Raw genomic sequence first — 10,749 nt, 5'->3', positions numbered from 1 at the left:
TTTCTCGTGCTGGTCGGCCCGTCCGGCTGCGGCAAGTCCACGCTGCTCAACACCATTGCCGGGCTGGAAACAATCACCTCAGGCGATATCAAGATCGACGGGCGCGACATCAGCGGGCTGCATCCCTCCAAGCGCGACATCGCCATGGTGTTCCAGTCCTATGCGCTCTATCCGAACATGACGGTGGCCGGCAACATCGCCTTCGGCATGGAGATCCGCGGCGTGCCGAAGGAGGAGCGCGCCAGGGCGATCGCCCAAGTCTCCGACATGCTGCAGATCGGCCATCTGCTCGACCGCAAGCCGAGCCAGCTCTCCGGCGGCCAGCGCCAGCGTGTCGCCATGGGCCGGGCGCTGGTGCGCAATCCGCAGGTCTTCCTGTTCGACGAGCCGCTCTCCAATCTCGACGCCAAGCTGCGGGTCGACATGCGCACCGAGATCAAGCGGCTGCATCAGCGCATGGGCACCACCTTCGTCTATGTCACCCACGACCAGATCGAGGCGATGACGCTGGCGACCAAGATCGCTGTGCTGAAGGACGGCGTGCTGCAGCAGTTCGGCACGCCGGCCGAGATCTATAACAGCCCCTCCAACATCTTCGTCGCCGACTTCATGGGCTCGCCGGCGATGAACCTGCTCAACGCCACCGTCGAGAACGGTGCCGGCGGGCTCGAAGTCTCGCTGGAGCGGCCGAACGCCGCTCCGCTCAAGCTACCCGTCATGGCGGGCAATGACGGCCTGACCACCTATACCGGCAGGGAGGTGATCTTCGGCATTCGGCCCGAAGCGCTGACCGACCCCGATGGCGCCGACCGCAAGGCGCGCTCGCTGACCGAGGGCGATTGCCTGATCGAGGTGGTCGAACCGGCCGGCTCCGATACCTTCGCCGTCACCAAGCTCGGCGGCAAATCCGTCGTCGCCCGCCTGCGCGCCGATACCGGCATCGCTCCAGGACAAAATACCCGCCTCGCCTTCAATCTCGACAAGGCCGTGTTCTTCGATCCGGAAACACAGGCGCGGATTGCGTGATGGCCAGGTGCTAACATGAGCAGTTCACCTGACATCGTCATCATCGGTTCAGGCGTCGGCGGCGCCACGGTCGCGGCCGGCCTGGCCATGACCGGCGCGCAGATATTGATCCTCGAAGCCGGCGACCATATCGCCGACCTTCCGGTCAACCGCGACCAACGCGCGATCTTCCAGCGGGGACATTTTCGACCGAAGGAAACCTGGTACGAGGCGAACGGCAAGGGGTTCAATCCCGGCAATTACTACAATGTCGGCGGGAATTCGAAATTCTATGGCGCCGTGTTGTCGCGTTATCGCAAAGAGGATTTCGCAGTCATCGAACACCGCGAGGGTGTGTCGCCGGCCTGGCCGTTTCCGTACGAGGTCCTGGAGCCGTGGTACTGCCAAGCGGAACGCATGTACCAGGTCCGCGGCAGTCTGGGCGAAGATCCGACGGAGCCGCACCACTCGGCGGCCTACGAGTATCCGCCCGTCCCGGACGAGGCGCCGATTGCCGATATCAGGGCGCGCCTCAAGCAGAAGGGCCTGCATCCGTTTTCCCTGCCGCTCGGCCTGGATCTTGACGCCTGGCTCTCCAAAGCACCCACGCCCTGGGATGCGCATCCAAACGCACGCGACGGCAAGATGGATGCCGAGACCGCAGCCCTCTCAGTGGCACTGAGACACGAGAACGTCCGGCTCGAAACCAATGCGCGTGTGACGAGGCTCGACACGGGAGCGCGGAGCCGGATCGACCGGGTGGCCTACATCAAGAACGGGCAGACGGTGACTGTTTCGCCTGAGATCGTGATCCTCTCCGCCGGGGCGGTCCAATCATCAGTGCTTTTGCTGCGTTCGAAAAACGACCGCTTCCCAAAGGGTCTGGCGAACTCTTCCGACCAGGTGGGCCGCAACTTCATGAATCACAATGCGTCCGCCGTCATCGGGGTCTCGCCGCGGTTCAAGAACACCTCCATCTACCAGAAGACGTTTGCCTTCAACGACTTTTATCTCTCCGACGGGGAGGGCGGACCGCCCCTCGGCAACGTGCAGCTCCTCGGCCGCATCTCCGAAAAGGTTCTCAAGGGTTCTCTGCCGCAGGCTCCGGAATGGCTTCTGCGCTTCATCACCGGCCATGCCATCGACTTCTATGCGATGAGCGAGGACGTTCCCAATCCCGAAAGCCGCGTCATGGTGGATGGAGATCGGATTATTCTCAAATGGCAGCGAACCAACTGGGACGCCCATCTCGCACTTGTCGCCAAGCTGAAGGTCATCCTGAAATCGATCGGATTTCCGATCGTGCTGTCGAGACCCTTCGACAAGCGCACGCCTTCCCATCAGTGCGGAACGATCCGCATCGGAAACGATCCCGCGACTGCGCCGCTCGACGCGTATTGCCGGGCTTATGATCACGAAAATCTCTTCGTCGTCGACGCCAGTTTCCTCCCCACCTCGGCCGCGGTGAACCCTGCGCTCACCGTCGCCGCCCAAGCGCTGAGAGTGGCAGATCACATTGCGTCGCAGGACTTGCAGGCATGACACAGGCACTGGCGGTCGCCAGGCCGAATGCAACAGGACAGTAAAATGGGATTCGATTACATCATCACTGGCGCCGGTCCAGCAGGATGCGTGCTGGCAAATCGGCTGAGCGAAGATCCTGATGTCAGCGTCCTCCTGCTAGAAGCGGGCGGAGGCGACTGGAATCCGCTCTTTCACATGCCAGCGGGCTTCGCCAAGATGACCAAAGGTGTCGCCAGTTGGGGATGGGAAACCGTTCCCCAAAAGCACATGAAAGGCCGCGTGCTTCGTTATACGCAGGCGAAAGTCATCGGTGGCGGCTCGTCGATCAACGCCCAGCTCTACACGCGCGGAAACGCTGTGGATTATGACCTCTGGGCCCGTGAAGACGGCTGCGAAGGCTGGGACTATCGTTCGATCCTTCCCTATTTCAAACGCGCGGAAGACAATCAGCGCTTCGCCGACGACTATCACTCCTATGGCGGTCCGCTCGGCGTCTCGATGCCTGCTGCGCCGCTGCCGATCTGCGACGCCTATATCCGTGCAGGGCAGGAGCTCGGCATTCCCTATAATCACGACTTCAATGGACGCCAGCAGGCGGGAGTGGGATTTTATCAACTCACGCAGCGCAACCGCCGCCGGTCGTCGGCTTCGCTCGCCTATCTCTCGCCGATCAAGGACCGGAAGAACCTGACGGTCAGGACGGGCACGCGCGTCGCGCGTATTATTGTGGAGGGAGCCCGTGCGACAGGCGTCGAGATCGTGACCTCGCACGGCTCGGAGATCGTGCGTGCCGACCGCGAAGTATTGGTTTCCTCCGGCGCGATCGGATCGCCGAAGCTGCTTTTGCAGTCCGGCATAGGACCGGCCGACCATCTGCGGTCGGTGGGCGTCAAGGTGCTTCACGATCTACCGGGTGTCGGCGGCAACCTCCAGGATCACCTGGATCTTTTCGTCATTGCCGAATGCACCGGCGATCACACCTATGATGGCGTCGCAAAACTCCACCGGACCGTTTGGGCCGGGATACAATATGTACTGTTCCGCACCGGACCGGTCGCCTCGTCGCTCTTCGAGACCGGCGGCTTCTGGTATGCCGATCCGCAGGCCCGTTCTCCTGATATCCAGTTCCACCTCGGCCTGGGTTCGGGCATCGAAGCGGGTGTCGAACGGCTCAAGAATGCCGGCGTGACCCTTAACTCCGCCTATCTGCATCCGCGCTCGCGCGGGACGGTGCGTCTGTCATCCTCAGACCCGGCTGCCGCTCCATTGATCGACCCCAACTACTGGTCCGATCCTCACGACAGGACGATGTCCCTGGAAGGGCTGAAGCTCGCACGCGAGATCATGCAGCAGGCGGCGCTGAAGCCCTATGTCATGGCCGAAAGGCTTCCTGGACCGAAGGTCACGACCGACGAGCAGCTTTTCGATTACGGCTGCGCCAACGCAAAGACCGACCATCATCCGGTCGGCACCTGCAAGATGGGGAGAGGGCCTGACGCGGTTGTCGGGCTTGATCTCAAGGTGCACGGCTTGGAAGGCCTCAGGGTCTGCGATTCATCCGTTATGCCGCGCGTGCCGTCATGCAATACCAACGCGCCGACGATCATGGTCGGCGAAAAGGGATCGGACCTCATCCGGGGCTTGCCGGCACTTGCCCCCACCATCTTCGCCTACGAACGCAACGATGCGAGGCCGAGGGCCCGCGCCGAAATCCGGTAAGCCATGTCGAGAGGAGAGACGACAATGTCTGAAGTCAGAGTTGCAGTGCTTGGCGCCTCGGGCTGGATGGGAAAGGTCCACACGATGGCCTATCAGACCTTTCCGCATTTCTTCGGAGTGTCGGACGGAACGGCACGGATCGTCGCTCTCGTCGAAGGTCCCTCGAAAGCAGCCGGGAATATTTCCCACAGGGCGCCGGGTGCAAGAATTCTTCAGGATTGGAATCTGGCGGTCGCTGATCCTGATGTCGATCTGATCGATATCTGCCTGCCTGACCATCTTCATTATGAGGTGGCCAAGGCGGCCCTGCTGGCCGGCAAACATGTCTATTGCGAGAAGCCGTTGGCAAACACCGCCGCCGAAGCGCGGGAATTGGCCGACATCGCCCGGGCGAAGGGTGTCATTACCCGCGTTGGACACGCCTTTCCTCGCAATCCCGTCCATGATCTGGCGAAAGATATCATTCAATCCGGCGAAATCGGCGAGATCAAGCTGTTCCGCGGCTGCCAGCACGTCGACATGTATGGCGATCCCTACGCGCCCTTCATGTGGCGCGCCGATGGAAAGCTCGCGCCGACCGGGATCGTCGGTGATACCGGTTCGCATATCTTCAGCTTCATGGATTTCCTGGTTGGCCGCGTCAGCTCCCTGATCGCCGACAATCTTATCGCAACGCCGCGCCGGCCTGTCGTCGAAGGCCTTGCCTATGGCGAAGAGGTGAAACTGACAGGCAATGAGACCTGGGCTGATATCACCAATCCCGATGCGACGAACCTGCTGTGCCGGTTCGAGAACGGCGCCGGCGGGATCGTCGATTTCAGCCGTGTCGCGACCGGCCGCAAGTTCATGCAGACCTACGAAATCTACGGAACGAAAGGCAGCATCGCCTACACCTATGACGAAATAAACCGGCTGCGCTTCTACTCCAACGACGATCGGACGGGTCGGCGCGGCTTCCGCGAGATCGACGTGGGGCCTGAGAACCCAACCTTCCGGGCTTTCCTCCCTCTGCCGAATTTCGGCTTGGGCTACAATGAAAGCAAGATTATCGAGGTGGCCGAAGTGATCCGCTCGATCGTTGCCAACAGACCGATGTGGCCGACATTCGAGACCGGCCACCACATCTGCCAGATCGTCGACGCATGCATGGAGTCCTCCCGGCAGAGGCGTTGGGTCGACATCCCGCTGGCTGAACGCCAATGACCATAGACGTTCCGCAGGAAATTCTTGACGCACTGACCGATGTGGAGATGCCGCGGCTGCCGTCCGAGGCCGCCCCTTCGGAAACGGTCCGGCTCGCCGGCATCGAGGTGCCGGTCTACCGGGCTGGTTGCGTCGTCGTCGGATCGGGTGCTGCAGGTCTGCGGGCGGCGGTGGAATTGAATCGGCGCGGCGATGACGTCGTCATCGTCAGCCAAAGCGCGTGGGGCGGAACCTCGGCCTGTTCGGGATCCGACAAGCAGACCCTGCACACTGCAAACACCGCGGATCAGGGCGACAATTACAAGGCGATGGCCCGCGCCATCCGCAGCGGCGGCGCGATGGACGAGGATACGGCCTACGTCGAGGCCGTGGGCTCGTCCCGGATGATGGCATCGCTCCAGTTTTTAGGCCTGCCGCTGCCTCAGGATCCGCTCGGTGGAACGCTGAGATATCAGACCGACCATGACGAGGTCGGCCGCGCTACCAGCTGCGGCCCGCGCACCTCGCGCCTGATGGTCAAGGTGTTGGCCGAGGAGGCGATCCGGCTTGGAGTGCCGTTCTATAACCAGACCACGGCGGTAAAGATCCTTACCGAGGGCGGTGGCGCTGACCGTCATGTCGTTGGCATGCTCGTCATGCGCGCCAGCGACCGCACGGAGGAGAACCCGCTGGGCATCGCGCTGTTCGTCAGTGGCGTGATCGCGCTCGCCGCCGGCGGGCCGGGCGAACTCTATCGCGACAGCGTTTATCCCAACGGCTGCTTCGGTTCTCTCGGACTGGCGCTCGAGGCAGGCGTCGAACTCGTCAATCTGACCGAAAGCCAGTTTGGGATCGGCACACGCAGGGAAGGGTTCCCGTGGAATCTGTCGGGCACCTACGTCCAGGCCATCCCGCATATCTACTCGCTCGATACCGAAGGCGCCGAGCACCACTTCCTGGCAGAATACTACCGCAGCACGCAGGAGCTGGCGTCGAACGTCTTCCGCAAGGGCTATCAATGGCCATTTCACGCGACGCGCATGCTCGATTTCGGCTCGAGCCTGGTCGACCTTGCCATCTCCCGGGAAACCGCCGCAGGGCGGCGTGTCTTTATGGACTTCAATCGCAATCCCCTATCCGTGCCGGGCGACCTGCCGTTCAGCCTGGAAAGACTGGACGAAGACGTCCGCGAATATCTCGGCAAGGCAGGTGCCGACCAGGACATGCCGATCGATCGTTTGAAGCATATGAACCCGCTCGCGATCGAGCTCTACCGCCGCTACAAGATCGATATTGCCGAAGAGCCGCTGGAATTTGCAGTCAACAACCAGCACATGAACGGCGGCATCATGGTCGACACCTGGGGCCGCAGCAGTCTCGGCGGCTGTTACGCGGTTGGAGAAGCGGCGGGCACACACGGCGTGACGAGGCCGGGTGGAGCGGCGCTCAATGCCGGGCAAGTCTTCGGTACGCGCGCGGCAGAGCACATCAGCGCGAGCCGCAGGGCGAAGCGGTCGGCAGCAGAGGACATAGCCGATATCGCAGAGGCGGGCATCGTCGGCCTAGTTGCCGGACTTCGGACCGAGAGCCCGCTCACCGTCAAATCGATCCGTTCGCAAGTACAGGCGCGAATGAGCGAAAAGGCTGGCATCATCTGTGATCAAGAAAGCGTTGGCCGAGCCTTGATCGAAGCTCGCAAGCTGAATGCTGACATTGGTACTAGCGGCGTCTCCTACAGTCGCGCAGCGGAGGCGGTTCGCGGCGTGCAATGGCGGCATATGGCGCTCGCCTCGGAAGCCGTGCTCAGCGCGCTTGATTTCTTCATTCGCAATGGAGGGGGCAGCCGTGGCGCGCGCGCAATATGCGATGCGGAGGGCGAATCCCTTCCGCTGGCGCGCTCAGGGCCTTTGCAGGATTATCGTTTCTGGAAGGAACGGGAAGCGCACCGCAAGGAGCAGATCGTCGTTCGGCTTGATGGTGATGAGATCAGGCTTTCAACCCGTCCGAACCGCACGCTGGATGAAAGCGCCAGGTCCTTCTTCGAGCGAGACTGGCCAGCGTGGCTGACGGGCGGAATCTACGATCTGGACGCGGACAAATGAGGTGATGCCAGGGACCTGAATCATTTAGAGACGGGTCCATAGGGTGATCAATCGGGATTCGCAACGGGGGGCGGGACCCGGACGCGCTCGGTATCGTCAGAGCCTTCGGCGATGGCTTCCTCGCTTCTGCGCACTCGCCTTGGCGGATCCTTTCCTTCGATCGGCTTCGGCGACAACTGATCGTCGGCCTGGATCTCGTCGGTGTTCAGGTAGTTTTTGCTTTCGTCCATAGCGGTCACTCAAATTGGAGCATTGCGAGGCAGGAATGCGATCTCGACATTGATGCTCTATAACCTAACTCCCGGCGACATCACGGGTTCCCTTTGTTCGTCACTGAGCGGGCTGATGCTCCTAGGTCGGCTCCCGCTTCGGAAATGTCGAGCTCGATCATGACGGGCGCGTGGTCGCTCGTATGCTCCCAGTTGCGCGGCTTTCTCCTGACGGTTGCCGATCGAAGCAACGGGGCGACTGCCGGACTGAGCAGGAAGTGGTCGATCCGAAGCCCTGCATCACGTTCGAAGCTGTTCCGCCAGTATTTCCAGAAGGTGTAGATGCGCTCTCCAGGATGAAGATGTCTGACGGCATCGGTCCAGCCCTGAGCGACGAGATCAGCATAGGCCTTGCGCACTTCCGGCCTGAAGAGGGCGTCGTCCAGCCAGCGTTCCGGCTTGTAGACGTCGATCTCCGTCGGCATGACGTTGAAGTCACCGGCCAGGATCGAAGGCACCTCGAGCTCGAGGAGCTCGGCGGCGTACGCCTGCAGACGGCGGAACCAGCGCAGCTTGTAATCGAACTTTGCTCCTGGAAACGGATTGCCGTTGGGAAGATACAGGCATCCGATCAGGATGCCGTCGACGGCAGCTTCGATATACCGGCTGTGGGTATCGTCAGGATCGCCGGGAAGACCGCGCCGCGTCAGGATCGGGGTCTTGCCCTTCGCCAGGATGGCCACGCCGTTCCAGGATCTCTGTCCGTGCCAGATGGCGCCGTAGCCGGCTCGTTCGATTTCCTTTCGCGGAAACCCGGCATCGTCTGCCTTCAGTTCCTGGAGGCAGACTACATCAGGGACATCCTCCTTGAGCCAGCGCAGCAGGATGTCCAGCCGCCCATTGATCCCGTTGACATTGTAGGTTGCGATTTTCACGATGCCCTCGGAAGTCGAAGCACGGACGGGCTCTAGAAGCGCTCCTGAGTTTCGTCCTCAGGAAATCCCCGCCCGCATTCGTCCTAATGGAGGCGGCTCTCCACACCGTAATGGTCCGCCGGTCGAATCGCCTCGGGTGATCGAGCGAGGCGACTGTCACTTGGCTCCTCAACGCGTCGCGCCGAAGACGAAGGCGATGCCGGCGACGATCGCTGCGGCTGTCAGCGGCTGCCGGCGTATGCGATCCTCGAGATCGCGTACGAAGCTGCGCGCTTCCGCTTTTGCGAGGCGGGCTGTTCCGGACGCCAGTTCCGAAGCGGTTTCGGTCATCCGACCGGCTTCTTTCTGAAGCGCGCGCATTTTCTCGCGATTGGCATCCAGCCCTTCGGAGGAACGGTCGGTTTCGCCCGTCGAGCGCAGGGCTTGATCCACCAGCGGAAACTCCTCGTCGAGCTTGGTGGGATCGGGTTCTCGCTTCACGCGCTCAGCCGCCTCGACGTCGCTGCGGCCGGCGGAAATTGAAGTGTGAGTGGCTGACACCGGATCGGACGCCGGAAAGGTATTTTCGATACCCTTGTCGAGTTGGCCGTCTCGGGTTTGCTTCCGCTGCTCTGCCTGCTCTTTTCGCATGGATTGGACTGCGGGGGATTCGTTCGGGTTTGCCATTGGGGTTTTCCTCTGTTGCACGTTGACAGACAAAGCGACGACGAGGGCAGAAGTTCCATAGAATGCTTGCGCCCTTTTCAAAGCACAGGGAGCAACGGGAGTAAGCGGCGCTTATGATCACGCCGTTGGACTCTTTCCGATGTCGACCGCGGCAATCGGTCGGCCCGGACCAAAGTCTTGCTGGCGCCTACTACCTAGGTCGGTTGCATTTTGTCTTGGGAACAGCGAGAAATCTTATGCGTCATATATGATGGGAAACGGCGAAGAACGGACGAATGAGGCCATTGCATGAGTATCCGGAAACGCGATTTTCTGAGATTGGGCGGTAGCGCGGCCGTCGCTCTCGTCGCTGCCGCATCACCAGTCACACTAAAACTCGGCGGTTCCCTTCCTGTTCTGGCAGCGGACTTTGCGCAGGCAAAGGACGGCAACAACGGGAATGGCAACGGTAATGGCAACGGCGGCGGCAATGGCAATGGGGGAGGGAATGGCAACGGTGGCGGCAACGGCAACGGCAATAGCGGTTCCGGAAACGGCAATGGTGGAAATTCCGCCGGTGGTGGAGGATCATCTTCCTCTAGCACAGGATCGTCAGCAAGATCGGGCGCGAGAGCGACAGCGGCGTCCGATGGCTCCATCGACGTCCGCCATTCAAACGGCATCACTGAAACTCTGCAACGCGGTCGCTACGTTATGAAGGACTCGAAGGGCCGGACGATTATAAGTCGGCAGGCGACGGCCAGTGATGCCCGGCGGCTGAGCCGCTTCCTTCGCTAACCTCTTTCAGCGCCGTTCGCGCCATTGTAGAGCCGCTTCAGTCCTGTTCGAGGCACCAAGCTTGCTCAGAATCTGGGTCATATGGTGCTTCACAGTCTTTTCCTGCAGGTTGAGACGCAAGCCGATATGCTTGTTTGACAGGCCCTGAGCGACAAGATCCATCACCTCGCGTTCGCGTGGCGTTAGGCTGCTTTTGTCGGAGGTTCCGCCATTCAAGGAATTTTCCATGACTTTCGCCGACATCGTCGGCGAGATATATCGCGAGCCACGCAGGACGGTTTGAATTGCTTCGGCGAGGCCACGCGAACCAACACCTTTCAGAACATAACCCATCGCGCCCCGTTGCAGAGCTCCCAGCAAAGTGTCCACCTCCTCGGATACCGTCAACATCAGCACTTTCGTTGTGGGGCTCCGCGCCAGGACGTCACTGATCGCAGACAGCCCGCCGCCGGGCATCGAGACATCGAGGAGCATGATGTCGGGATGGTTGTCCGAGGCGATCATCGCCGCGTCATCGCTGCTGGCCCCCTCGCCAACGACGATAAAGCCGCTGATTTCGGAGAGGCTGCGCGTTACACCCTCGCGAAAGAGCGGATGATCGTCCACGACGCCGATGGTGATTGCTGTCAT

The 10,749-nt window shown here is 61.3% G+C and carries 10 protein-coding genes; 6 read left to right on the top strand and 4 right to left on the bottom strand.

The window, feature by feature from the left end; all coding sequences use genetic code 11:
* From G9X67_RS15130 to G9X67_RS15110, 5 genes are all read left to right on the top strand, one after another.
* Positions 1 to 1,026, top strand: a 1,026-nt coding sequence (locus tag G9X67_RS15130; protein WP_171599036.1) for an ATP-binding cassette domain-containing protein, incomplete at its 5' end; no start/stop codon positions are given.
* A 15-nt stretch (positions 1,027 to 1,041) separates the two neighbouring features.
* Positions 1,042 to 2,547 carry a GMC family oxidoreductase gene (locus G9X67_RS15125; RefSeq protein ID WP_171599035.1) on the top strand — a complete coding sequence of 502 codons (1,506 nt, stop codon included), beginning with the start codon at positions 1,042 to 1,044 and terminating at the stop codon, positions 2,545 to 2,547.
* Positions 2,548 to 2,592: 45 nt separating this feature from the next.
* Complete coding sequence (locus G9X67_RS15120) at positions 2,593 to 4,248, top strand: GMC family oxidoreductase N-terminal domain-containing protein (RefSeq protein ID WP_138329999.1); 1,656 nt, start codon at positions 2,593 to 2,595, stop codon at positions 4,246 to 4,248.
* Between the two features lie 24 nt (positions 4,249 to 4,272).
* Positions 4,273 to 5,451, top strand: a complete 1,179-nt coding sequence (locus G9X67_RS15115) for a Gfo/Idh/MocA family oxidoreductase (RefSeq protein ID WP_138329997.1) — start codon at positions 4,273 to 4,275, stop codon at positions 5,449 to 5,451.
* Complete coding sequence (locus tag G9X67_RS15110) at positions 5,448 to 7,532, top strand: FAD-binding protein (protein WP_138329995.1); 2,085 nt, start codon at positions 5,448 to 5,450, stop codon at positions 7,530 to 7,532. The genes G9X67_RS15115 and G9X67_RS15110 overlap by 4 nt, the downstream gene beginning before the upstream one ends.
* Before the next feature lie 47 nt (positions 7,533 to 7,579).
* Here the strand turns inward: G9X67_RS15110 and G9X67_RS15105 are convergent, their stop codons facing one another.
* The 3 genes from G9X67_RS15105 to G9X67_RS15095 form a co-directional block, all read right to left on the bottom strand.
* The gene (locus tag G9X67_RS15105; RefSeq protein WP_138329994.1) at positions 7,580 to 7,762 is read right to left on the bottom strand and encodes a hypothetical protein; all 183 of its coding nucleotides are present in this window, start codon (positions 7,760 to 7,762) and stop codon (positions 7,580 to 7,582) included.
* Between the two features lie 80 nt (positions 7,763 to 7,842).
* The gene (gene xth / locus G9X67_RS15100; protein WP_138329992.1) at positions 7,843 to 8,676 is read right to left on the bottom strand and encodes an exodeoxyribonuclease III; all 834 of its coding nucleotides are present in this window, start codon (positions 8,674 to 8,676) and stop codon (positions 7,843 to 7,845) included.
* A gap of 168 nt (positions 8,677 to 8,844) precedes the next feature.
* Positions 8,845 to 9,342 (bottom strand): hypothetical protein, encoded by a 498-nt coding sequence (locus G9X67_RS15095; RefSeq protein WP_138329990.1) that lies wholly within the window; start codon positions 9,340 to 9,342, stop codon positions 8,845 to 8,847.
* Between the two features lie 288 nt (positions 9,343 to 9,630).
* On the opposite strand from G9X67_RS15095, the gene G9X67_RS15090 reads away from it, so the two are divergent.
* Positions 9,631 to 10,119 carry a hypothetical protein gene (locus tag G9X67_RS15090; RefSeq protein WP_138329988.1) on the top strand — a complete coding sequence of 163 codons (489 nt, stop codon included), beginning with the start codon at positions 9,631 to 9,633 and terminating at the stop codon, positions 10,117 to 10,119.
* A gap of 6 nt (positions 10,120 to 10,125) precedes the next feature.
* Here the strand turns inward: G9X67_RS15090 and G9X67_RS15085 are convergent, their stop codons facing one another.
* Positions 10,126 to 10,749 (bottom strand): response regulator transcription factor, encoded by a 624-nt coding sequence (locus G9X67_RS15085; RefSeq protein ID WP_138329986.1) that lies wholly within the window; start codon positions 10,747 to 10,749, stop codon positions 10,126 to 10,128.

This window comes from Rhizobium sp. WYCCWR 11152 (assembly GCF_013087615.1).
Classification (GTDB): domain Bacteria; phylum Pseudomonadota; class Alphaproteobacteria; order Rhizobiales; family Rhizobiaceae; genus Rhizobium; species Rhizobium indicum.
The sequence above is the reverse complement of the archived record's forward strand: the minus strand, read 5'-3'. Positions and strand labels throughout refer to the sequence as shown.